Source organism: Acinetobacter marinus (assembly GCF_900096915.1).
Taxonomy (GTDB): domain Bacteria; phylum Pseudomonadota; class Gammaproteobacteria; order Pseudomonadales; family Moraxellaceae; genus Acinetobacter; species Acinetobacter marinus.
On sequence record NZ_FMYK01000010.1, the window covers coordinates 57,958 to 81,343 of the forward strand.

At 44.0% G+C, this 23,386-nt stretch carries 23 protein-coding genes and 1 pseudogene; 11 read left to right on the forward strand and 13 right to left on the reverse strand.

What is annotated here, in order from left to right:
* The first annotated feature begins 4 nt into the window (after positions 1 to 4).
* The 3 genes from urtC to urtE are packed head-to-tail and all read left to right on the forward strand — an operon-like array spanning position 5 to position 2,681.
* Entirely contained in the window at positions 5 to 1,075 is a 1,071-nt protein-coding gene (urtC, locus tag BLQ60_RS12820; protein ID WP_092621299.1) for an urea ABC transporter permease subunit UrtC, read from the forward strand.
* On the forward strand, positions 1,076 to 1,972 hold the full coding sequence (gene urtD, locus BLQ60_RS12825; protein ID WP_092621302.1) for an urea ABC transporter ATP-binding protein UrtD: 897 nt from the start codon (positions 1,076 to 1,078) through the stop codon (positions 1,970 to 1,972).
* Between the two features lie 10 nt (positions 1,973 to 1,982).
* Positions 1,983 to 2,681 carry an urea ABC transporter ATP-binding subunit UrtE gene (gene urtE / locus BLQ60_RS12830; RefSeq protein ID WP_092621305.1) on the forward strand — a complete coding sequence of 233 codons (699 nt, stop codon included), beginning with the start codon at positions 1,983 to 1,985 and terminating at the stop codon, positions 2,679 to 2,681.
* A gap of 176 nt (positions 2,682 to 2,857) precedes the next feature.
* On the opposite strand, the gene BLQ60_RS12835 is transcribed toward urtE, so the two are convergent.
* The 3 genes from BLQ60_RS12835 to BLQ60_RS12845 form a co-directional block, all read right to left on the reverse strand.
* A complete protein-coding gene (locus BLQ60_RS12835) occupies positions 2,858 to 3,094 on the reverse strand; it encodes a hypothetical protein (RefSeq protein ID WP_092621308.1) in 237 nt (78 codons plus the stop codon).
* A gap of 139 nt (positions 3,095 to 3,233) precedes the next feature.
* Positions 3,234 to 4,328: a fatty acid desaturase family protein gene (locus tag BLQ60_RS12840; RefSeq protein ID WP_092621311.1), complete on the reverse strand. Its 1,095-nt coding sequence runs from the start codon at positions 4,326 to 4,328 to the stop codon at positions 3,234 to 3,236.
* Between the two features lie 77 nt (positions 4,329 to 4,405).
* Complete coding sequence (locus BLQ60_RS12845; protein WP_092621314.1) at positions 4,406 to 5,506, reverse strand: flavin reductase family protein; 1,101 nt, start codon at positions 5,504 to 5,506, stop codon at positions 4,406 to 4,408.
* Between the two features lie 324 nt (positions 5,507 to 5,830).
* On the opposite strand from BLQ60_RS12845, the gene fabR reads away from it, so the two are divergent.
* Together fabR and BLQ60_RS12855 are read left to right on the forward strand one after the other, a co-directional pair.
* Positions 5,831 to 6,508: an HTH-type transcriptional repressor FabR gene (fabR, locus tag BLQ60_RS12850; RefSeq protein WP_092621377.1), complete on the forward strand. Its 678-nt coding sequence runs from the start codon at positions 5,831 to 5,833 to the stop codon at positions 6,506 to 6,508.
* 126 nt (positions 6,509 to 6,634) lie between these two features.
* Positions 6,635 to 8,101, forward strand: a complete 1,467-nt coding sequence (locus BLQ60_RS12855) for a phospholipase D family protein (RefSeq protein ID WP_092621317.1) — start codon at positions 6,635 to 6,637, stop codon at positions 8,099 to 8,101.
* 86 nt (positions 8,102 to 8,187) lie between these two features.
* On the opposite strand, the gene BLQ60_RS12860 is transcribed toward BLQ60_RS12855, so the two are convergent.
* The 5 genes from BLQ60_RS12860 to BLQ60_RS12880 all read right to left on the reverse strand — a co-directional run bounded on the left by BLQ60_RS12860 (position 8,188) and on the right by BLQ60_RS12880 (position 12,943).
* Entirely contained in the window at positions 8,188 to 8,568 is a 381-nt protein-coding gene (locus BLQ60_RS12860) for a hypothetical protein (protein WP_143005224.1), read from the reverse strand.
* A 232-nt stretch (positions 8,569 to 8,800) separates the two neighbouring features.
* Positions 8,801 to 9,037, reverse strand: coding sequence for a PspC domain-containing protein (locus BLQ60_RS12865; protein WP_092621323.1), 237 nt, complete (start codon positions 9,035 to 9,037; stop codon positions 8,801 to 8,803).
* A gap of 160 nt (positions 9,038 to 9,197) precedes the next feature.
* Positions 9,198 to 10,070 carry an Hsp33 family molecular chaperone HslO gene (gene hslO, locus BLQ60_RS12870; RefSeq protein ID WP_092621326.1) on the reverse strand — a complete coding sequence of 291 codons (873 nt, stop codon included), beginning with the start codon at positions 10,068 to 10,070 and terminating at the stop codon, positions 9,198 to 9,200.
* A gap of 191 nt (positions 10,071 to 10,261) precedes the next feature.
* A complete protein-coding gene (locus BLQ60_RS12875) occupies positions 10,262 to 12,184 on the reverse strand; it encodes a monovalent cation:proton antiporter-2 (CPA2) family protein (protein WP_092621380.1) in 1,923 nt (640 codons plus the stop codon).
* A gap of 195 nt (positions 12,185 to 12,379) precedes the next feature.
* Complete coding sequence (locus BLQ60_RS12880) at positions 12,380 to 12,943, reverse strand: hypothetical protein (protein ID WP_092621329.1); 564 nt, start codon at positions 12,941 to 12,943, stop codon at positions 12,380 to 12,382.
* Between the two features lie 264 nt (positions 12,944 to 13,207).
* Here BLQ60_RS12880 and BLQ60_RS12885 point away from each other — a divergent pair, with 264 nt between their 5' ends.
* Complete coding sequence (locus tag BLQ60_RS12885) at positions 13,208 to 13,723, forward strand: hypothetical protein (protein ID WP_092621332.1); 516 nt, start codon at positions 13,208 to 13,210, stop codon at positions 13,721 to 13,723.
* Positions 13,724 to 13,781: 58 nt separating this feature from the next.
* Here the strand turns inward: BLQ60_RS12885 and BLQ60_RS12890 are convergent, their stop codons facing one another.
* Both BLQ60_RS12890 and BLQ60_RS12895 read right to left on the reverse strand, forming a co-directional pair.
* Entirely contained in the window at positions 13,782 to 14,135 is a 354-nt protein-coding gene (locus BLQ60_RS12890; RefSeq protein ID WP_092621335.1) for a hypothetical protein, read from the reverse strand.
* Positions 14,136 to 14,187: 52 nt separating this feature from the next.
* Positions 14,188 to 16,446, reverse strand: a complete 2,259-nt coding sequence (locus BLQ60_RS12895; RefSeq protein ID WP_092621338.1) for a primosomal protein N' — start codon at positions 16,444 to 16,446, stop codon at positions 14,188 to 14,190.
* Positions 16,447 to 16,668: 222 nt separating this feature from the next.
* Here BLQ60_RS12895 and gspF point away from each other — a divergent pair, with 222 nt between their 5' ends.
* The 3 genes from gspF (at position 16,669) to BLQ60_RS12910 (ending at position 19,052) form a co-directional block, all read left to right on the forward strand.
* On the forward strand, positions 16,669 to 17,871 hold the full coding sequence (gene gspF / locus BLQ60_RS12900) for a type II secretion system inner membrane protein GspF (protein WP_092621341.1): 1,203 nt from the start codon (positions 16,669 to 16,671) through the stop codon (positions 17,869 to 17,871).
* Between the two features lie 19 nt (positions 17,872 to 17,890).
* The gene (gene gspG / locus BLQ60_RS12905; RefSeq protein ID WP_280137884.1) at positions 17,891 to 18,442 is read left to right on the forward strand and encodes a type II secretion system major pseudopilin GspG; all 552 of its coding nucleotides are present in this window, start codon (positions 17,891 to 17,893) and stop codon (positions 18,440 to 18,442) included.
* A 277-nt stretch (positions 18,443 to 18,719) separates the two neighbouring features.
* Positions 18,720 to 19,052, forward strand: a complete 333-nt coding sequence (locus tag BLQ60_RS12910; RefSeq protein WP_092621344.1) for a hypothetical protein — start codon at positions 18,720 to 18,722, stop codon at positions 19,050 to 19,052.
* A 193-nt stretch (positions 19,053 to 19,245) separates the two neighbouring features.
* Here the strand turns inward: BLQ60_RS12910 and lnt are convergent, their stop codons facing one another.
* Both lnt and BLQ60_RS12920 read right to left on the reverse strand, forming a co-directional pair.
* The gene (gene lnt / locus BLQ60_RS12915) at positions 19,246 to 20,814 is read right to left on the reverse strand and encodes an apolipoprotein N-acyltransferase (RefSeq protein WP_092621347.1); all 1,569 of its coding nucleotides are present in this window, start codon (positions 20,812 to 20,814) and stop codon (positions 19,246 to 19,248) included.
* 5 nt (positions 20,815 to 20,819) lie between these two features.
* The gene (locus BLQ60_RS12920) at positions 20,820 to 21,656 is read right to left on the reverse strand and encodes a CBS domain-containing protein (RefSeq protein ID WP_092621350.1); all 837 of its coding nucleotides are present in this window, start codon (positions 21,654 to 21,656) and stop codon (positions 20,820 to 20,822) included.
* 184 nt (positions 21,657 to 21,840) lie between these two features.
* Between BLQ60_RS12920 and tusA the strand changes: the two genes are divergently transcribed.
* The gene (gene tusA, locus BLQ60_RS12925; protein WP_092621386.1) at positions 21,841 to 22,104 is read left to right on the forward strand and encodes a sulfurtransferase TusA; all 264 of its coding nucleotides are present in this window, start codon (positions 21,841 to 21,843) and stop codon (positions 22,102 to 22,104) included.
* A gap of 62 nt (positions 22,105 to 22,166) precedes the next feature.
* Here the strand turns inward: tusA and BLQ60_RS12930 are convergent, their stop codons facing one another.
* On the reverse strand, positions 22,167 to 22,406 hold the full coding sequence (locus BLQ60_RS12930) for a DUF2789 domain-containing protein (RefSeq protein WP_092621389.1): 240 nt from the start codon (positions 22,404 to 22,406) through the stop codon (positions 22,167 to 22,169).
* 169 nt (positions 22,407 to 22,575) lie between these two features.
* On the opposite strand from BLQ60_RS12930, the pseudogene BLQ60_RS12935 reads away from it, so the two are divergent.
* Positions 22,576 to 23,241, forward strand: a pseudogene (locus tag BLQ60_RS12935) (pseudouridine synthase).
* Positions 23,242 to 23,386 lie beyond the last annotated feature (145 nt).

Below are 23,386 nucleotides of genomic sequence, written 5' to 3' on the forward strand. Positions count from 1 at the left end.
CACGATGAAAATCATGCAATTACTATCGGATAAGCCACGCAGTGCGCTGTTGATTGGGCTATGTTTTGCGGTGCTATTGGCATTGCCTTGGCTACATCTTTTACCTGCCGATTCGCCGATGCATTTGTCTGCTTATTGGGTGACCTTGATCGGTAAAATCATGTGTCTCGCCATGGTGGCATTGGCACTCGATGTGGTGTGGGGCTATGCAGGGATTTTAAGTCTTGGTCATGGACTGTACTTCGCACTTGGTGGTTATGCGTTTGGGATGTACTTAATGCGCCAAAGTGCAGGCGATGGTCTGCCTGACTTTATGCGCTTTCTCAGTTGGACGGAGATGCCGTGGTACTGGACAGGCACACAGCATTTTTGGTGGGCGATGATCTTGGTGGTGTTGGTGCCAGGGATTGTGGCATTGATCTTTGGATTTTTTGCCTTTCGTTCCAAGATCAAAGGCGTCTATTTCTCAATTATCAGTCAGGCAATGGTCTTTGCGGCGGCGTTACTGTTCTTTCGCAATGAAACAGGCTTTGGTGGCAATAATGGCTTTACTGGCTTTAAAACCATTTTGGGTTTTGATATTACCTCAGCGCCGACACGGGCATTATTGTGCTTCGTGACCGCATTGACTTTGCTGCTATTTTATATCGGCTTGCGTCACCTAATGAATCAGCCTTATGGGCGAGTGCTTGGTGCAATTCGTGACAGTGAAAACCGTCTGCAATATCTCGGCTATCGCACGCTCTGGTACAAGCTCTCGGCATGGGTGTTGTCTGCGGTGATCGCAGGCGTGGCTGGTGCGCTGTATGTACCACAAGTCGGCATCATTAATCCAAGTGAAATGAATCCCGTCAACTCGATCGAAATGGCGGTGTGGGTGGCTGCGGGTGGTCGAGGCACGTTGATTGGTCCGATCTTGGGTGCAGGTCTGATTAACGGGGTGAAAACCTACTTTACCGTCGCCTATCCTGAAGCATGGTTGCTGATTTTGGGTGGATTATTTGTTGTGGTGACGATCTTCTTGCCGAAAGGGGTGATTGGTTTGTTCGACCGTTTTAAAAAGGAGGGCAACTAAATGTCTGTCGCTACACAACACAATGCACAACACAATGCACAGCATGACGATCCTTCAAACAGTGATTCAAAGGAGCAATTAAACAATCATTTAAAAGATCATGGTGGACATGCCAGTGAAGGTTATGGACGCACCAAAACGCAAGGTGCAGATTTTAGTCATGGGATTGCGCTGTATTTGGAAAAAGTCAGTGTGTGGTTCGATGCCTTTCGTGCGCTCAATGATTTGTCTTTGTATATCGAAGAAGGCGAATTGCGCTGCATTATCGGGCCGAATGGTGCGGGTAAAACCACATTAATGGACGTGATTACAGGCAAAACACGCCCGACAGAAGGTACAGCATTTTTTGGTCAGAATTATGATTTGGCGAAAATGAGTACTGAAGAAATCGCTGAGGCAGGCATCGGACGAAAATTCCAAAAGCCGACCGTTTTTGAAAACTTTACCGTGATGGAAAATTTATTACTGGCTGCACCTCGTGATAAGCGGGTGTTTAAAAGTTTTCGCAGTAAGTTAAGCAGTGATGCACAGCAAGCACTAGATGAATCCTTGGCGCAAATTCGCCTTGAAGAATTTGTCAACAAACCTGCGGGCTTACTGTCACACGGACAAAAGCAATGGTTAGAAATAGGCATGCTGTTGATGCAACGTCCCAAGCTGATCTTGCTGGATGAACCTGTGGCAGGCATGACCGATGCAGAAACAGAACGTACCGCAGAGCTGTGTTTGGAGCTGAAAAAGAACCATACGCTTGTGGTGGTTGAACATGACATGAGCTTTATTGACACCATCAGTGAAAAGGTCACGGTGTTGGCGCAAGGTGCAATCCTCGCCGAAGGCACATTGGCAGAAGTCCAAGCCAATGAAGACGTGATCGAAAAATACTTAGGGCGTTAAGGAGTAGCACATGTTAGCAGTGAAACAAATCAACCAGTATTATGGTGGAAGTCATATCTTGCGTGATGTGTCGATGGATGCGCCTGTGGGTGAATGTTCTGTGGTGCTCGGACGTAACGGTGTGGGTAAAACCACTTTGCTGAAATGTTTGATGGGCATCTTGCCGATCAAGTCGGGAGAAGTCTTACTCGATGGTAAAGACATTGCCAAAATGACGCCTGAACAACGTGTTCGGGCTGGTTTGGCGTATGTGCCTCAAGGACGGGATATTTTTTCGACCTTAACCGTGGAAGAAAATATCTTGATCGGTATGGCAAAATTTTCAGGGGCGAAAACCCGTAAAGTACCGAGCCATCTCTATGATATTTTCCCAGTGCTAGATGAGATGAAACATCGCCGAGGTGGTGATTTGTCAGGTGGGCAACAGCAACAACTGGCGATTGCACGTGCACTGGCATCTGAGCCTCGGGTGTTGATTTTGGATGAACCGACCGAAGGCATTCAGCCGTCAATCATCAAAGATATCGGTCGAGTGATCCGTAAACTTGCAGATCGTGGTGATATGTCGATTATTTTGGTGGAGCAATTTTATGACTTTGCCGAAGAGCTTGCCGATAACTATACTGTGATGGCACGTGGGCAAGTGATTGCGCAGGGTGTCGGCAGTGAAATGCAGGAGAAAGGCATTCAAGATTTGGTGGCGATTTAAGCCAAAATGTGATTTAAGTAAAAATGTGACTTAAGTAAAAATATGATTTAAGCAAAAATGTAACTTAAGCCAAGATGCGCTGTTGTCGTCAAAACAGCGATCTGATTTCAAAAAAAACATTCCTCACTGTATGTTCAGTCGAGGAATGTTTTTGTATTTAGAACGTCGTTGGTTGTTTATTTGACGTCTTGACTATCGTTTTTGCCATCATTGCCTTTGATCACCATATAGAGCACCGCAATAATTAACAGCCATGCGCCACCGAAGGCACTGGCACAGAATGCAAGGATGCGACCATTCTTATCGAGATGCCACCAGTTATGATGTAATGCCAGCATCACAAAGCCCCATTGAACCAATGCAAATACGATGATCACTAAAGCGTGACGGCGAACGGTTGGACGCATTGCCATAGCAGTACCTTAACTGTGCAAAATTTGCGGGATATTATGCCATTTTCCGAGCGAGAATGGGTAGTTTTGATGTGAAACTTAGATATGAAGCTGGGATGTGAAGCAATGCAGTGTTCATTTGCATTGCTTCGACTTTAACTTACTTTTTAAATGGGAAAGCATATTTTACGATGCGCCCAACCACTTGACCAAACTGCTTGGCAAGGCTGGCATTGTTGTAGTTTAGACCATATTTTTTACACACGGCTTCGACTTTTGGCGCCATTTTGCGATAACGACGTGCAGGTACTTCGGGAAATAAATGATGCTCAATCTGATGACTGAGATGCCCTGATAAAATATGAAAGGCTTCCGAACCTGTAAGATTCGATGAACCACGAATCTGGCGCATATACCAATGTCCTTTGGATTCATTCAGCAAGACGGTCTTTGGGAAAACTTCGACATCTTTGGTGAAGTGTCCGCAAAAAATAATGCTAAAAGTCCAAATGTTACGCACGCCATTGGCGGTCAAGTTGCCCAAAAATACAGGTAATGCACTAGGGCCAGCAATCACGGGGAAGAACACATAATCTTTAAATAGTTTCTTGCCGATTTTGGCTTGCATTGGCTTCCACTCTTTCAAGAGCTGTTGTTTGCTTTTTTTACCAATCCACCATTTGCCCAGTTCTAGGTTTTGAATCGCTACGCCCCATTGGAATAGCAAGCAAAATGGAATGCTATATAAAGGTTGTAAGAGATAGCCTGCTTTCCAGCGTTGCTCAGGAAATAGACGCAGTAAGCCATAGCCGATGTCATCATCCATGCCTTTGATATTGGTATAGGTGTGATGCTTGAAGTTGTGTGTTTCCCGCCAATTGTCTGAAGTGCCAACGGTATCCCACTCGTAGCCTTGACCAGTATAGTTAGGATCATTCATCCAGTCGTATTGACCGTGCATGACATTGTGTCCAACTTCCATATTTTCCAAGATTTTGGCAACCGAAAGTAAACCTGTGCCGAGCAACCACGCAGGTGGAAACCAGCCAGCAAATAACAGCGCACGACCAAGCGCATTGCTATAACGTACCGTGGAGATCACTCGGCGTAGGTATTTGACGTCTTTTTCACCGAGATCATCGAGCACTTCTTGCTTGATTGCATCGAGCTCTTGTGCAAAACGCTCAAGCTCAGCAGGTGTCAGTTCACGGTTTTTAGGATTTTTAAAATATTCGATTTTGACGGGCATATTCATGGTGTATTCCTCAAATTCTATAGCTAAGCAAAGCGGGCAAGGTGTTCAAATCAAGCGCAGTGAGTAAGCATGCGCTGTTATAGATCCAATTCAAGGTCACTTTGCGCACTATTGACACAGATGCGTAGCGACTGATGGGCTTCATGATTTTGCTGTTTGTTGGCAATATGCTGAGTACTGCCACTGACCTTTTGGCATGCGCATTTATTACAAATACCCATGCGACAGCCATGCTGTGGACGGATATTTTCTGCTTCCAGTGCAGATAAAATCGATTCGCCTTTTTTGATTTGCACGTGCTTGTTAGAGCGAGTGAGATGTAGATCGACATATTCGACCGCTGTTGATGCTGTATCGCTGACATTCGGTGTAGAAAAATAAAAGGCTTCACCTTGGAATTGTTTTGCGTTCATCGTCAGTGATTGCGCTGTCTCGACAAAACCTGAAGGACCACAGGCAAAGACGGCTACGTCCTCAATGGTATCAATCTGTGCAACATGCTGTGCACTGAGTCGAGTGTGTAGCGGATCATTTGCCGTTGCAGGTTCACGGGTGCAGATATAGTCCACTTTGAAGTTCGGATATTGAGCTTGCCATTGCTGAAATTGTTCAAAAAATGCCAATTCACCTTGCTTAGACACCCAGTACAGCAGATGGATTTGGTAGTCGGCAAAGCGCTTTGTCACATGTAAATCATGCAATAAGCTATACACGGGTGTAATGCCACTGCCTGCCGCCAAAAATGCCAAACGCTGGCTCTGGAAATGTGGAAACTCCACCTCGCCATAAGGCGCACCAAAGCGAATGATGTCACCAATTTGCGCTTGCTCACACAGCCACGTACTCACCAAACCACCCGCAACATGCTTAACATGCAAAGCGACATGCTGTGGATCGAGTCGGGTGAGGCTGTAGTTGCGCTCATAACGGATGCCGTTGATTTCCACAAAAACAGGATGATGTTGTCCTGCCAAGCCGAAATCCATCTGACGATTACACTGAATCGTTAGCGCATACATATCGTCAGAGATTTGCTGGCGCTGGGTGATGCGTCCACGCATTTCTTCGGTAGACCACAGTGGATTGATACGTTGTAACCAAAAATCAGCGGTTGAACGATCAAACACACTGTCACTCAGGAGACGCAACCACGGGTTGCTTTTTAATAATGTTGTCATCACATATTCAAAAATAAGGGATTTGTAATTATTATACACTTGTATATATGTATGTATAGTTATTCACCAGAATTATTCCCTCGATTATGTAAAAATTGCGCAGTTAAAGGCTGAGTATTGTTGCTATTTATTTGAATTAAAATGATTTTAATATTTACAAAAAAGTGCCGAAAAAATCCAAATCTACAGCCATAAAAGCAAGGTCATGCTTAAAAAATCACGACAGATTTCACAAAAAAATAGCTTACCGTTATACTAGGCTTTTCTATAGATACAATGGTCTCGATCACTGTGCATCGAGCCATGGCTGAGCGCATCAATCCCATGACAAGCACCTTGCAACATCCTGAGCAATCTTTCGAGCACGATAGCGATCAACGTGATGCCGACAAACCTGTATTGCGTAGCCCAGGACGTAAAGCATCGATTACCCAAGCTGAGCTATTTGAAGCAACGCTGAATCTGATCCGTTCTGGACGCAGTATTTCGTCATTGAGTCTGCGGGAAATTGCACGTGAAGCAGGGATTGCGCCGAATAGCTTTTATCGACATTTTCGTGATATTGATGAGCTTGCCATCGCCTTGATTGGTCGCTCTGGTAAAGTGCTTCGTCAGATTATCCGCCAAGCACGGCTTGAAGCGCAAAAGGGCAAAAGTATCGTACAAAGTTCAGTGGATATTTTTATTCAAGAGCTGGATGCAGATGAGGGTAATTTGGCGCTACTGCTTCGTGAAGGATATACAGGTTCGGCGTCATATCGTCAGGCAGTCGAGCAACAACTGGATGATTTTCAAAAAGAATTGCAAGATGACATCGTGCGCCTAGAGCAACACCATCACAATCAGATTGCCTATCCTGATTTGGTCGCCAAAGCCATTACCCAGTTGGTCTTTAATATGGGTGCAAAGGTGATCGAATTACCACAAGCCGAACGCCAAAAGATTGCCGAGCAAACCGTGATCATGATTCAAATTTTACTGATCGGTGCACGTAAGCTGTAATGCATTGATTTAGATTCTGTTATTTAAATTATTTTCAATTTTCCAAAGTGACAATGACGTTGCAAATTTGTCATTGTGTTGTCTGTAGTTTGGTTTTAAGCTCAGGCAAAGTGTCGAGTGGGCTGTATGCGAGTATTTCAACGAATTCACCGTAAATTAAACTGGTCGGTTAAACGCTATATGATGGTCATTGCATTGATTTTGCTGATCACGTATGTGGCATCAGCGATTTTTCAAACCTATAAGTCGATTCCTGAAGGGCTTGATTTTGCAGGGCAAACGCGTGCCAGTAATGTCGAGTTTTTGGCGGATCGTACCTTCGTCGATGGCAGCGGTCAACGCCAACATGAACAGCAGATTTTCGATGCCATGTTGACTTTGATTGATCAAGCGCAAAGCACCATTGTGCTGGATATGTTCTTGTTTAATGCTGAGCTTGGTGAGTCGAAGATGCAACATCGACCGCTCACGGCACAATTGACCAAAGCACTGATTGATAAGAAAAAGCTCAATCCTCGGATGCAAATCGTGTTGATTACCGATCCGATCAATACGGTCTACGGTGGCGTGCGTCCAGAGCATTTGCATCAGCTTGAAAATGCTGGAATTAAAGTGGTGGTCACCGATTTGCGTCCATTGCGTGCCTCCAATCCTGCGTGGTCAGGACTGTGGTATATGTGCTGTCAAAGCCTTGGTAATAATACCGAAACAGGTTGGTTGCCAAATCCATTCGGTGCGCAGAAAATCACTTTGCGCAGCTATCTGGCACTTGCCAACTTCAAAGCCAATCATCGTAAAACCATGGTGGTCGATACCTTAACGGGCTGGAAAACGCTAATTTCTTCGGCGAATCCGCATGATGGCAGTTCAGAGCATAGCAATGTTGCGATGATCATTCATGGCAAGATTGCCTCAGAAGTGTTAGCGACTGAAGCCACGGTCGCCAAAATGTCACAAGGCGATGTGCCTGCGCTGATTATGGGTGAGAATAAGATCACTGGCGATGCACCGCAAGTACAACTGCTGACCGAAGAACAGATTTATGATCATGTGCTCAAAGCGATCAATGCGACCGCTTCGGGTGAGCAGCTTGATTTGATGATGTTTTATTTATCTGAGCGCCACATCGTCAAAGCCTTGATTGCCGCCAAGCAACGTGGCGTGCAGGTCAACGTGTTGCTTGATCCGAATAAAGATGCGTTTGGCATGCAAAAAAATGGTATTCCAAATCGTCAAGTGGCGTGGGAACTCCACAAAAATAATGTACCTGTACGTTGGTGTAATACCCAAGGTGAACAATGTCATAGCAAACTGTTGGTGATTACGAAGAAAGATCAGACCAAGCAAGTCATTCTCGGTTCTGCGAATTATACGGCTCGAAATCTGAAAAATTATAATTTGGAAACCAATGTTTCTGTGACAGGACAGGCGAGCTATCCTGCGATTGCCTCTGCACAGCAGTATTTTGACCAAGCATGGCAAAACCAAAATGGTCAGGTCATGAGTGTCGATTATGATCAATACAAAGATGAATCGTGGCTGAAATATTGGTTGTATCGTTTTATGGAATGGTCTGGATTGTCGACGTTTTAAGCGATGATTGACATGAAAAAAGCCTTGTCATCGCACAGATCACAAGGCTTTTTTATGCTCTCGTTTTGTCTATTTTAAATCATCGCCTATTTTAAATCATCAAAGGCTTGATCGGCATCAGGTTGACTTTGACCTGAGAGCTTTTCCAGTTCGATATTGATCAACGCCAATTCTTGTTTGGCTTGGGCGAGATATTCACGCACACTTTGTTCGCTGTCGGTATGACAGAGTAGGTTTTCCGTGACATTCTTGATATGCAGTTGGATTTTTTTGTGCTGTGCCGACATTGCCGTATCGTTTTCAGTGGCGATGGTTTTAAAGCGTTGCAACAGCTCCACTACTTCTGAGCTGACATAAGCCTGCGCATCGGCTGCCATTTCTTCGATCTCACGTTGCTTTTGATATTGACGATAGCGATAAAAGGCAAAGGCAAGAAAAGCCAAAATAAGCAGTATAAAAATCGACATAATGGTTTTGCTCAGCATAATTGTCGTTTATTGATTTGTGTATTATGCGAAATTCGCACAATTTCGCCAAGTCTTTCAAAATTTTTTTGGATGAAACTCCATAATAATACGATCAGCAGTGATTCCACCTTTTCAGGCAAAAAAAAGCTATTGTCTTGGGGGGAACAATAGCTTAAAAGGGTTTAAAACGAGATTGTTTTTCTAATTAATGTGCAGAAACGGATTGACTGCATTAATTTACAGTACGGATGTTATGTCCATTTTGATGTTCGATTTTGGCTTGTTTCGGGATCAATAACCAAAGTACCAAATACACCAAAATTCCAGGGAAACCCGCACTCATCACCGAAACCAATACGAAGATGATGCGTAGTAGGTTTGCATTCCAACCAAAGCGTTCAGCAATACCACCCATCACGCCTGCGATCATGTTTTGTCCAGTCGAGCGATATAAACCTTGTTTTTGCATGATTGAAAAATTCTCCTCTAAAATAAAATGATTCAATTGCGATACTTTATATATGTGGTCTTTGGCTCGACTTTCAATCTTTGCACAGCGATTGAATTGTTAAGGATTGTTATCCGATTTAAAAAATCACTGCGCGGTTTTAGACAGTTTCGGCTGTGATTTAGCTGACATGTCGTCCAAACAGTCCTAATGCTTCTTCTGCGCTAAAGCGATAGGTCGTGTTACAGAACTGGCAGTTCATCTCAATCGGATTTTGTTCCATCAAGGTTTCTTTAACTGCATCTTCACCGATCTGAATCAAGGCATTGGCACAGCGTTCTTTGGAGCAGGTACAGCCAAATTGCAGTGCTTCACTGTCAGGTAGACGCACATCTTCTTCATTATAAAGACGATATAAAATCTCTTGCGCAGGCAAGTCGATTAACTCATCCGCTTTGATAGTATCAGTAAGCATGGTCAGACGAGGCCACAGGTCGGTATCGACAGTTTCTTGCTCTTCTTCGGTACGAGGCAAGAGCTGAATCAATAATCCGCCCGAAGATTGTGTATTACTTGCGAGAGAGATACGAGTTGGAATCTGTGCAGACAAGTCATAATAATGCATCAAACACTGCGCCAAAGTAGCATGTTCGAGTGGCACGATGCCTTGGTAGCGATCGCCAAACTCAGGCTCGATATTGATAAACAGTACACCGCCATGCAGATGATTGAGCACAGTGCTACTGTCTGTGGCTTCGCTAAAACGTGGATCATTGTCAAACTCTGCCAAAGCCCGCAGATCGCCGAGATGATTACATTCCGCCATTGCCCATTTTAATGTGCCTGAGCTTTGGATTTGCAGGCTGAGTCGCCCTTTGATTTTTAAGGTGCTGGCAAGCAATGCACTTGCAACGAGCATTTCCCCAAGTAACACTTTGATCGCTTGCGGATATTCACGCTGCGCAAGGATGGTGTGTAAGGATTGTTCTAGGTGTACCACTTCGCCACGGACAGGACAGTCGTGTATATAAAAGCGTTGGCGGATGTCAGACATAATATTCTCCATTTCCTGCATTTTATGGTGGCGAAAGGGTTAAATCTCAAGTTCTTCCAGCTCAATTTCCCGACATCGTCAAAGTACTTTAATCTGCTACTTCGTTAACTTCACTCGCAGTACCTCATGTACACCTTCGCTCAGTTGCCTCGTATCAGAAATAAATTACTTTGACTTTCGTGATAGCCAGTTTACCGCATATCATGATGCGATGAATTTTCCTTAGGCGAATCTTCAGAAGGTTGGTGAGCCGAATCGTTTGCATCTTCATCGTCATGGAGTGAGCCACTCATTTCATCTTTGATTGGTTGATGCTTTTCGATTTTCTGCATTTGTTCACGATGGACAAATTCATCATTTTCAAACAAATTCTGTAAATCTTGCATCATTGAATCATAAGCGGTGCGCATTTTCTGCGGATTGACATTGTAGTTGGCTTGCTGTTGACGGATGAGTTTTTCATCATAGTGGGCAAAGTTCGCCACATGATTTTTACTGCGTTCGGGTTCATAGCCTAACGCATTCAGCATTTGTTCAGACATCGACAGGGCAGAATGCACACTCTCACGCCACACCTGATCAATGCCCAACTCACGCAGTTGATAGACATGACGACGATCTCGGGCACGTGCCAACACCGTTAGACTTGGATGGTGTAAGCGCAGATGGCGTGCGATATAGAGTGAATCCTCGACATCATCCACGGCAATGACAAAGAGTTTTGCGGTTTCCACACCTGCGGACTGCAAAATCTCAGGCACGGTCGCATCACCATAATAAACATGCCCTCCAAAACGGCGCATAAAGTCGATGTGGTCGATATTATTATCAATTGCGGTAAATGGAATCTGATGCAAATGCGCAATACGGGTCAGAATCTGCCCGAAACGCCCAAAGCCTGCCACGATGATGTGTTGATCGTGTTTTGGTAATTCATCAAAGGCTTGTGGTATATCATTTTTGCTTAGAATCGGTTCGATCCAATGATCCATGATCCAGAAGAATATCGGCGTCAAAATCATCGATAACGTCACGATCAAGGTCAGAGGGCTAGTCATCGCTTGACTAATCATGCCCTCACTCGCTGCCACAGCAAACACCACAAAGGCAAATTCACCACCTTGCGATAAAGCAACACCAAGTCGCAAACTATTCAGTGCAGAGCTTTTACGATATAGCGCAATGCCCGCCACACAGACGATTTTAATCATCATCAAAGCGAGCGTACCGAACACGATCAATAGCGGTTGTTCCACAATGACATGCAATGACACGCCCATGCCAACGGTCATAAAGAACAAACCGAGCAACAAGCCTTTGAACGGCTGAATACTGGCTTCAAGCTCATGACGAAACTCAGAATCAGCAAGCAAGACACCTGTCAAGAATGCGCCAAGCGTGGTACTCAGTCCGATCGCCTCCATCAATACCGCAACACCGAGCACGATAAATAATGCTACGGCGGTGAGTAATTCGGTGGCGGCACTTTTCGCCACAAAACGGAAAAATGGTCTGAGAATATAGCGACTAAATAAAAACAAGCCTGAAAATGAGGCAATGACCGCTGCAAAATAAGCGATACCATGATGCGCACCGCCATTGTTGCCAGCGAGTACGGGAATCAACGCCAGCAATACCATCGCCGCAATATCTTGAAAGAGCAAAATCGAAAAGGTCTGTTGACCATAGCTCGTCGCCAATTGATCACGATCTCGCAGGAGCTGTAATACAAATGCCGTCGATGACAATGCCAAGGCAAAACCAATCACCACACTGGTATTGAACTGCCACGAAAACACCAACCAAATCGCCAAAGTCAGCACGATGCCACTGATCAGCATCTGCAAGCTACCCATCAGCAAGATCGACTGACGTAACTCCCACAGACGCTGAGGGCGCAGTTCCAATCCGATCAAAAACATCAGCATGATCACGCCGTACTCAGCTAAATGTCCGATCTGTTCGGTATCGTGCGCGATATTTAGCAAACTTGGTCCAAGGATCGTGCCTGTGACCAAATAACCCAAAACGGTCGGAATACCAAAACGCTTACCGAGCGGTACAAGCAATAGGGCAGCCGCCAAAAATATAATGATCTGAACCAGAGGGGTGATTTCCATGTAATGTATCTAAATCGTCGCAATCAATTTCTATGCAGTGTACAACGGAATGGCTTGTTTTGAGATGGATTCGACAAAATTTAGCATTCATCGGACGTATAAGGATGCAATCTTTAAGCCTGGTGATGTGAGTTGTTGATGTGAATTGTTATCCTCGATAGCTTTTATCAACGACTTGCCTTAGCTGAGCTACTCGGCGATTGATTCAGGTGCCTTTTCGATGGGTTGGGCGTTTAATTCGGGCTGTGTATCCACCGATTCGGCAGGTGGTTCAGCCACTTTTTCGACGGGTTGCGGTTTTTTTGCATAGACCTTGTCGATCAAGCGCAGTTGGTGATTTTTAAGCTCGTAGTATTTGACCACATATTTGATTTTATCAGGATCGCCATGATCCTCGTGTGCGCTTGCGATCAAAAGCCGACTATCCGCTTGATAGCCATCGAGTGATTCGCCGAGCTCACCGCCGAAGCCATGTTCGAGCACTCGTCCTGTACGCAGATTGACGAAAGAATGCATCACACACATTGCACCGCAGCCCCAAGATACCAAAGTGTATTCTCCTGCAAAATCAGGCTGACCATCACGCAAGGCGTTACGGAATCGGGTTCTAAACATGCGTGCAGTGGGATTGTCGATTTTGAGTTTGGCACTTTTGCCTTGATAGATTTCGGCGGGATATGCGTCGAATTGGGGTACATTGGCATAGCTTGTCGAATAGATGAAACAGCAGAAGAGGATGGCATATTTGTACATCGCATTTCTCCTTACGGTTTTTGTTATTTTCTACATCGCTTTAGGCATAAACCCAAAAAGGACAACTATCCTGAATGGTTCTACCTGTTAAATAGTGTACAACGGAATGGGATGTTTTGAGATGGATTATGCAAAAATAGCAATGGAAGTCTGTGCATCGCATCATTTCTACTTTGTTCAGAATTTAAGTAATATGCTTTTAAAAATTTTCATCTCATTCGCAATATGTTAATTTTAGACAATCATTTAACGACTAAATAAAAAATGAATTCAATTTCAGCAATTTTATTAAAAGAGCATCCTATAGATGGGTGTGTTCATGATGGAAATGGGAATCTGAAACCATTTCCGATATTGGCTATCGACGAGGTTCCATTAAATACATGGATTAGTAAAAATACTAGTTTTAGTGATTCAACCAGTTTAGTACCCGCACAGGGATGGTTATATGACCACCAGGATGATTTTGCTTTGAGTAATGTTTGGAAACTTTTAAAACCTAGAATGTGTGAATCTGATGCAGTATCCACAGTCATTCCAATTTTAATTTGTCCTGATGATTTAGATCTTGTGTGTAGTGTAATTATGGTTGAACAAATCAGTACTCAATCAGAAGTCAAATGGATTCGATTTGGACAGGCATGGGGTAATACACACGGTATAGTAACATCAGTAATTTGGGAAAATAATTTTTCATCTCCTAGTCTAACATTCAAATTTACTAATTTTGAAGAAGCATATAATGATTTAAAACATTTAGATGAAGTTTGGAGTGAATAGCCACTAAAATTCTAGACACACATAACCACCTTTGATGGGCTTTTTCATCATCTAATATTTACAAAATTTTGTAGATTTGATTGTAGCGATACAATGTTAACTTTGAGATTTTCGTGAGTTTGAGAGGTTGACGTTTTGTCGTACCTAAACCTAATGTTGCATGAATATCTATCCGATCATGATAAGGGAAATTACCACCTAGCCAAGCTCCTAGATCATCGTGACTTTCTAACAGTGTTTCTAAATTTTCACAATCTAATGAGATCAGTAAAGTAGGAAATTGATTGTCATGTAGGGGGTGAGGAGATAAAAAACAGTTTCCAAGAGGATCAATAACTAAGTGAACATTTTGAAGTTCAATTTTATGATTTAAAAGTGTATTTTGTTGCTGAAATAGTTCTTCAATATTCATTGCACATACCTAAAAAAATTTAAATTTGAGAGATTTTTGGAAAACCTTAAAATCACCCCAAATCTTGCGGATCAATATCCAAGGTCAGTCGCAGTTCAAATTTACGTTGTTGTTTAAATAACCATTGCCACCACGGCGCAATCTGCCGTTGTAGCTCGACACGTGAATCACTAAACAAGATCAAATGCGTCCGATAAAATCCTGCTTTCTTCGGCATCGGCGCATGTACAGGTCCCCACACATCGACTTTTGCCTCACCAAAACTCGCCCAATGTTGTAATGCGAATTGCAGAAAATCGACATTGTACAATTCATTCTGACTTTCCGCTCGGATCAACACGCAGTAGCGATAGGGCGGAAGATGCCCAATTTTACGCTCCGCCAACGCCTGTTTGGCAAAACTGGCATAGCCTTTGGTCACTAGACTTTGTAATAGCGGATGATCGGGACGTAGACTTTGCAACAATACCTCGCCTTTGATCTGACCACGCCCAGCCCGCCCAGCGACTTGCATGATCAATTGTGCCGTGCGTTCAGGCGCTCGAAAGTCGGCACTCATCAGCCCTGCATCAATGTCCAAGATCGTCACCAAACTGACATAAGGGAAGTGATGCCCTTTGGCGAGCATCTGCGTACCCAAGAATATCGCCGCACCCGAACGATGGGCACGTTGATAAATCTTTTGCCAACTGTCTTGGCGTGTAGTGGTATCTCGATCAACCCGAATCATAGGATAGTCGGGGAAAAGTTGGTTTAAACTTTCTTCGATGCGAGCCGTGCCGTGACCAATCGGAAGTAAGTCTTCATGATTGCACGCAGGGCAGACTTTTGGTACGGGTTGCATGTAGTTGCAGTGGTGACATTGCAAGATCGGGCGAGGCTTGAGGTGATAGCTGAGATGGGTATCACACTGCGGACAATCCGCTTGCCAAGCGCACGCACCACACATCAACACAGGGGAATAACCCCGCCGATTGATGAAGATTAAGACTTGATGTTGCTTTTTTAACTGCGCGTCGATGTGTTGAATTAATGGTTCGGCAAGTCCAAACTGTTTTTTTTGCGCTTTGAGGTCGATCAGTTTGAACTGCGGTGGCTGTGCCTGTCCTGCACGCTCAGTCAAAGTTAAATGCTGTAATTTCTCTTGTTCGACCAAATGTAAACTTTCAAAACTCGGTGTGGCAGAACCGAGAATAATCGGACAATTCTGCTTAAAAGCACGGTACAGCGCCACGTCCCGAGCGTGGTAGCGCATGTGGTCTTGCTGTTTAAAGGATAGGTCATGTTCTTCATCGAGAATGATTAAACCCAGCTTTGGCAAAGGACAGAAAATCGCCAAGCGTGTCCCCAAAATAATACTGGCTTTGCCTGTCTGCGCCTGTTGCCATGCTTGCAGACGCTTGGTGTCACTCAATCCTGAATGCAGTAGCACAATATCCGTATGAAAGCGGGCTTTAAATCGGTCAATGGTCTGCGGTGTCAGTCCAATCTCAGGCACGAGGACGAGGACTTGTTGTCCTTTTTCCAAGACTTTTTGCATCACTTGCAAATAGACTTCGGTTTTGCCACTGCCTGTAATGCCATCAAGTAGAAAACCTTGATATTTACCCAAAGATTGACTGATTTTTTTAATTGCTGACTTTTGTTCGCTGTTGGCGTCCAATGGCATTTGAGCCAGTTGCATTGCGGTTGGCTGAAAGTCAATCGGCTGTTGAAAGCTCTCGGCTAGTCCACGTTTTTCCAGTTGTTTCAGCTGTGTCGTACTAATGCCTGAAATGTTTAAAATTGCTTCGGTTGCGCCATTGCGATGCAGTTGCAAGGCTTGATAGGCGGCAAAAAGTTTTGAAGTTTTTTGTGGTAGCTTTGCCGTGTCTGCATCATTCTCTTTGATCGTCAACGCTTGCCAATGATACGCAAGCAATAAATAAGGACGACCTTGTTTTAAGAAGTTGGGCAACGCAGAAAGCACCACTTCACCCACAGGTGCTTGATAATATTGCGCCACCCATTGCAATAAATGTAATACTTGCTGATCAAGTAGCGCAGGTTCATCAAACAGTTTTGTAATGGTTTTGAGTTTAAATTGCCCGTGAAATGGCGTATTGGAATCAAACTTTTCCACGATGATGCCGATCAACTGCCGATTCATAAACGGCACTTTGACCCGTGCGCCAATCACTGCTTCAGCATATTGCTGTGCCGTGACTTCATAGTCAATCAAATCATAGATGTGCACTGCGATCGCCACACGCAGACGATAAGGATATACAGTGTGTTGTGAAGCTGACTTTGGTGGTGTCACATCTGTCATAAAATAGGCGACCTAAATAGTGGATCGAAAATTGTGAATCGAAAATAGTCGAGCGAAAAATCTTAAACAGACATGGCGCAAAATACGATACTCAGTTATGCTTGAGTCCAAGTTGTGATGGATAGATTTAAAACGATCTAAGCGATACATTCGCAAGGAAAAACTGCAAAAATCCATCACCGAGATAATGGCATAATGAAATCGAAAAGTTAAGAGTTGGCAATGCCTGCGTATCAATATTCAGCGCTCGACGCTTCAGGAAAACAACATAAAGGCATCATGGATGGTGATTCTGCTCGGCAGATTCGTCAGCAGTTGCGTGATCAAGCACTGACGCCATTGCAAGTCGAAGCGGTACAACACAAACAAACTGGTCAAAGTCGATGGTTTCAAAAGAAACTGACTGCTTATGATTTGGCATTGATGACACGGCAATTATCGGTGTTGATCGCCGCCAGTATTCCTTTAGAAGAAGCCATTCGAGCTGTCGCCAAACAAAGCGAAAAGAAACACGTTGAAAGTTTATTGCTGTCTGTACGTGCCAAAGTCTTAGAAGGGCATTCGCTTGCCAAAGCCTTGGATCAAAGTGGCAATTTTCCGACTTTATATATTGCCACCGTAGCTTCGGGTGAGCGTTCAGGGCACTTGGATTTGATCTTGGAACAGTTGGCAGATTATACCGAAGGTCGCTTTGCCATGCAGAAGAAGATCCAAGGAGCGATGATTTACCCTGTGATTCTGATGCTGATGTCCTTTGGGATCATCATGGGATTGATGACTTATGTCGTGCCTGATATCGTCAAGGTCTTTGCCAATACCGACCAAGCCTTGCCGTGGATTACCCAAGCCTTGATGGCGAGCAGTGATTTTATCCGTAATTATTGGATGTACATGCTGGTACTCGGTGCGCTAGGCTTGTTTCTGCTCGGTCGATTTTTACGAACGGATGCAGGACATTACACACTTGATCGATTTATCCTCAAGTTGCCATTATTTGGTAAATTATCTCGTGGTATAAACTCGGCACGCTTTGCCAGCACCTTGTCCATTCTGACCCGATCGGGTGTGCCGTTGGTCGATGCCTTAAAAATCGGCGCAGCGGTGAGTAGCAATTGGGTGATTCGTGATGCAGTCAACCATGCGGCGGAAAGGGTTGTAGAAGGTGGTAATCTTGCCACACAGCTTGAGCGTTCGGGCTATTTCCCACCGATGATGGTACAAATGATTCGTAGCGGTGAAAACTCAGGTGAGCTTGATCGCATGCTGATTCGTGCATCAGATATGCAAGATAAACAAATTAGTAGCCTGATCACGACATTGCTGGCTTTACTTGAGCCCTTGATGTTGGTATTTATGGCAGGAATCGTTTTAGTGATTGTGATCGCCGTGATGCTACCGATCGTGAATATGAATAATTTAATTTAAGGTTTTGGAGTTATATTTTATGAGTCAAGCGATGCGCCAATTGGACAAACAACAACATGAACAATCTGTCGATCATTTGAGCCAACACGTCACCGAAGTTGATTGCCCAAGCACAGCTTGTGTCCTTGCGACACGGTCGAGCGCTGCTCGACTACATCGTGTCTCAGGCTTTACCCTTATCGAAGTTATGGTTGTAATCGTGATTCTCGGAGTTTTAGCAGCGTTAATCGTACCAAATGTCATGGGTCGAGGTGAAAAAGCCAAAGTCGATACCACAGAAATCACTTTGAGCGGTACAGCAGGCGCACTCGATCAATATAAACTCGATAATGGTCGCTATCCATCGATGCAAGATGGCGGACTCGAAGCCTTGATCAAACAACCTGCTTCGGCGAAAAACTGGATGCAAGGTGGCTATGTCAAAGGTGGCTATCCAACCGACAGTTGGGATAACGATCTGCAATACACCGTTCCAGGTACCGAAGGTCGCCCTTATGACCTCTATTCATTTGGCGCAGACGGTCAAGAAGGTGGGGAAGGAAATGATGCTGATATTTATTATCAACATTAAAATATAAATAGATTGAATAAATAATCATGAGATTCGGCTTTGGAGAAAATATCTAAAGCCGAATTTAAATATAAGAAATATTCGATCGTAATAATAATTAAAATCAATTAATCCTGATAATTTTATATAAAACAGCATGTTGTAATTTACTTAATAATAATTCTTAATTTTGATAGCTACAATTTTGATGAATTATGAGTAAAAATAGAGTTACTTTCTGGATTTATTTTTTGCATAATTATTAAACACGAAAATAATCATTTTCTAGGAGGGGGAGATGTTTGAATTTTTAGTTCAAGACAAAGTCAATCATTTGCACTGGAAAATGATTAAAGTCAATGTGGTCATTTTAACCAGTTTTGCGATTTCATTATTTTGGATAGATTTGCTACAAGGTGCCGAAGGCAGTAGTCAAATTGTGATTGGATTTTTTGCATTGAGTTTTATCATTGCAAGTAGCTTAGTCGCGGTATGGATGGCATTGCAGGTTGCGACTTGGCAGGTAAGTTTTACCGAGAACAAGATTGAACAATGCGTGTTTAAATTGTATCGCCAAGTGCCGATGGTGTTTTTTAGTAGTTTATTGATTACGGCGTTGTTGCAGATTTAGTCGTCTATTTTTAAGCTGAGTCATGTTCATGACCTCACCCAGCCTCTCCTAAAAGGAGAGGAGTTCTTCTTGAGAACCTCTCCCCCTACAACGGGAGGAGTGCTGTTGAGAGTTCCTCCCCCTTTGAGGGGGAGGTTAGGTGGGGGGATTACTTGGGGTAATTTGAAGTTTAACGTAAAATTTCAGACTGTAATTAACGACGCTGTTTAAATCGAGTATCGACCACTTTTGGCTTATACGCTAAACCAAGTATCAACAACAACGCACAGAATAACAAAATCGTCCAATCACCCAAGCGACTATACAAGGTCTGACCTGTAAAGGCAGGCAACTCACCACGCAGCACTTGACGCACATCCATTGGCAATTTGCTGACGATATGACCTTGCTCATTGATGAACGCCGTCACACCCGTATTGGTGGCACGAATGATCCAGCGCCCGTTTTCTTTTGCACGCATTTGTACCATTTGCAGATGTTGCCATGGGCCAGCTGTGCCTGTAAACCACGCATCGTTGGAGATGGTCACAAGGAAGTCGGTATCCAACGCATTTTTACGGGTGATATTCGGATAAGCCACTTCATAGCAAATCGCTGAAGCCAAACGGTGATTTTTGATCATCAATGGTGGTTGTTGATCATGACCTGCGCTAAAGCCACTGAGTGCCAAATCATTGGCAACCCCAGGCACGACCCAAGACAACGCGCCAGAAAAAGGAATGTACTCGCCAAAAGGCACCAGACGTTGTTTAAAATACATGCCGTGTGACTCGGCACCAGTTGCCATGATACTGTTGTAATACAATGGCTTATTGGCAGTAGAGTTATTGACATCCCAATACGGAATCCCTGTGACCCAAGCAGAACCTTGCGCTTTGGCATGGTCGCTGATGATATTGAGAAAAGGTTGAATATCGGTCTGGAACATCGGAATCGAGGCTTCAGGCCACACCACCAGATCACGTCCCCATTCGGTTTGGCTCATGGTGGCGTAGATGCTTAAAGTCTGCGCCTGATATTCCACCAACCATTTCAAATCTTGTGGAATATTGCCTTGTATCAAGGATACGGTGAGCGGTGCTTGGTCTTTTGGTGTCACCCACTGGATTTGTTTTGCACCAAAAGCGCCTGCAATCAACAGCAGAATCGGTAAAATCCAAAAGCGTTTGCCAAATAAACATTCGGTTAGCGCAGAGGCAATCAGAATCACCACAAAAGATACGCCAAAAATACCCAACAACGGCGCATATTCATCCAAGCCATAATTGGTAAAGGCATAGCCGACGAATAACCACGGAAATCCTGTAAAAATCCATGTTTTTAACCATTCAAAAAACACCCAAATTGGCGCAAAGGTCAACGGTGTCTCAGGAAAGAATCGACGATACAGCCATGCTTGCACCGCACTAAACACGCCCATGGCAATCGCCATCAAGGCAATCAAAATTACCGCAAGATAAGCAGGCGTGTCTCCATAAACATGAATTGACGTGTACAACCAAAACGCACCGACAAACCACAGCCCGATGCCATAGCTCCAACCGATGAACAAAGCGTGTTTGCTACTGCGTTGATGTAAACAGGCGTAGAGTAGTGCAGGCGAGAGAATCGCTAACCACCAAAAATGGTAGGGTGCCAACGCCAGAGGCAACACCGCACCTGCACACAGTGCAATCAAACACACTAACCCAAGTGAAAAACGATGTTGCTGTTGAAAAGCAGGGGCTGCAATTAAACGCTGTCTAAGACTGGAAAAAAACATCGAACTCATGCGCGTACAGCACGGATACGTTGGATGCTACGTGTGTCCGCCTCGATAATGGTGAAACTCCAATCCGCCAGCTCGACCACTTGACCTTCTAAGTCGCTCACCAAACCAATTTCTTGTAACAATAATCCGCCCATGGTTTCCACTTCATCATCAGGAAAATCTGTGGCAAGAATACTATTGAAGTATTCAATCGGCGTCAGGGCTTGCACAATCCAAGCATTTTGCTGTTCAGATTCTGGGTCAGGCTGAATAAACTGGGCAAATTGATCAACTTCATCATGCTCGTCTTCGATTTCACCGACGATTTCTTCTAATATATCTTCTAAAGTCACAATGCCAGAGGTCGTACCATATTCATCAATCACGATGGCAAGATGTGACTGGGTATTTTTTAACATGCGAAGCACTTGATCAGAACGAGCACTTTCTGGCACGAACACTGCTTGACGCATTAATGCGGTAATATCCACTTTGCGTTCACGTTGATTCAAAAATGGCAACAGATCTTTTGCCAGCAAAACACCCACCACTTTATCGCTATTTTCCGCAGAAAATACTGGAAAGCGAGAGTGCGCAGACTCGATGAGCACATGAATAATGTCCAGCACATCATCATCTTCTTGTAAGCTCACCAAAGCAGGACGTGGTGTCATCACTTCTCGAATTTTGGTCGCTGGCAGATCAAGCACGCCTTCGAGCATTGCGACCGTATCGGGTTCGAGATATTGCCGTGAATCATGGACGAGTTTTAATAACTCATCGCGGGTTTCAGGCGCAGTGTTTAACCATTTCTTTAAGCCACGTGCCCACGAGGGGCTTGATTCGTCTTGCATGACAGATCCTAAAATACCAACAAATAATGTCTAAAGGTGAACTCATCATACCGAAGAAAGATGGGCTATGCATCTAAAAACATGTGGAAATTTATTGCAGTCTGTAGACGGTTTTCAGGCTATAGCTGTGTCCGCAGTTTATGTTAAAATCTCGGCTTTATTTTGTAATGCAATGCGTGAGCGTATGACTTTACCAGAGCAATCGACACATCAGATCAGCAAACAGCTTGATACACGGGGCTTGCGCTGTCCAGAACCTGTGATGATGTTGCATCAAGCGATTCGTAAATCAGCACAGGGGGATGTGATTGAAGTTTTGGCGACAGATCCGTCGACCTCATGGGATATTCCAAAGTTTTGTATGCACCTTGGGCATGCTTTACTGATTCAAGAGGAACGTGAGTTTGAAGGACAGCCGATTTATTATTATCAAGTGCAAAAGCAATAACATCAATTTTATCCATAAAAAAACGGACGATTGCCAGTCCGTTTTACCCCACTTGATTTAGCCTAAACCGAATCTTCATGCAGTGCTTCATTGAGTTGATCGACAACAATGGTCCAGTCATCGTCGGTAATGGTTTTTTCCGCCAATAAAGCACGTTGGCTAGTATTCCAAAATGGCGCATCGCAAATATACACATCCGCACCGAGCTGGTGTGCTTTGATGAAACTTTGAATTGCAGACTCATCTGCATCCAATCCAAGTTGTTCGAACAAATGCGTCATACTGGGTTGAGAGGTGTTCATCATGACAATATTCCTTTTGATTGCGTGCAATTTGATTAAACATAGCATAGCTGAGGATTTGAAATATAGATGGATTGCAAAACAATACAAAAAGATAGAGTTAAGATGCTACGTCGAGCAACAGGCCATTTCATCATCCTGATTCACCTCAAAATATAGCGATTAGACCATGCCACTTGATCCTGACTTTATTTATGACCCACCGCAGTCAGACTTGGAAATTCTCTATGAAGATACAGACCTGATCGCTATTAATAAGCCTGCGGGACTGTTGTCGGTGATGGGGCGCTTGCCAGAACATCAGGACAGTGCCTACTGGCGTATATTACAAAAAATTCCACAAGCAAAAGTGTTACATCGCCTAGACATGGCAACCTCAGGGATTCTGATCTTTGCCAAACATCGTGAAGCGGAAGTGGCAATGAGTCGATAATTTCAACAACGGACAATTGAGAAAACCTATATAGCACTTGTTCAGGGGAAATTAGACGGAGCGGGTGTGATCGATGTACCTTTAATGGCTGATTGGGATCATCGTCCACGCCAGAAGATCGACTACGAGATCGGAAAATCTGCGCAAACCCAATATCAAGCTGTGCAATATCGTGCTGAATACGATTGTACAGAAGTGAAACTTTATCCCATTACAGGTCGATCACACCAACTGCGTGTGCATATGATGCATCTTGGACATCCCATTGTCGGTGATAAAATCTATAATCCACAGGCGAAAAATGCCCATACAACGCAAATGGCACTACACGCATCACAGCTTAAATTCATGCATCCATTGCAAAATCATGAAACTTTGATCAATAGTCCACCAAACTTTTAGAAAAATGCTGGAATATGCCTAAAAAACGTCCACCCGATAAAAAAGAGTACGAAATGGGGTTGCGTTGGTTTTGGAATGGTGTAGAATGCGCACCTATCGGCGGAGATGCAGATTAAAAATTATTGATAAACAATGACTTAGCTAA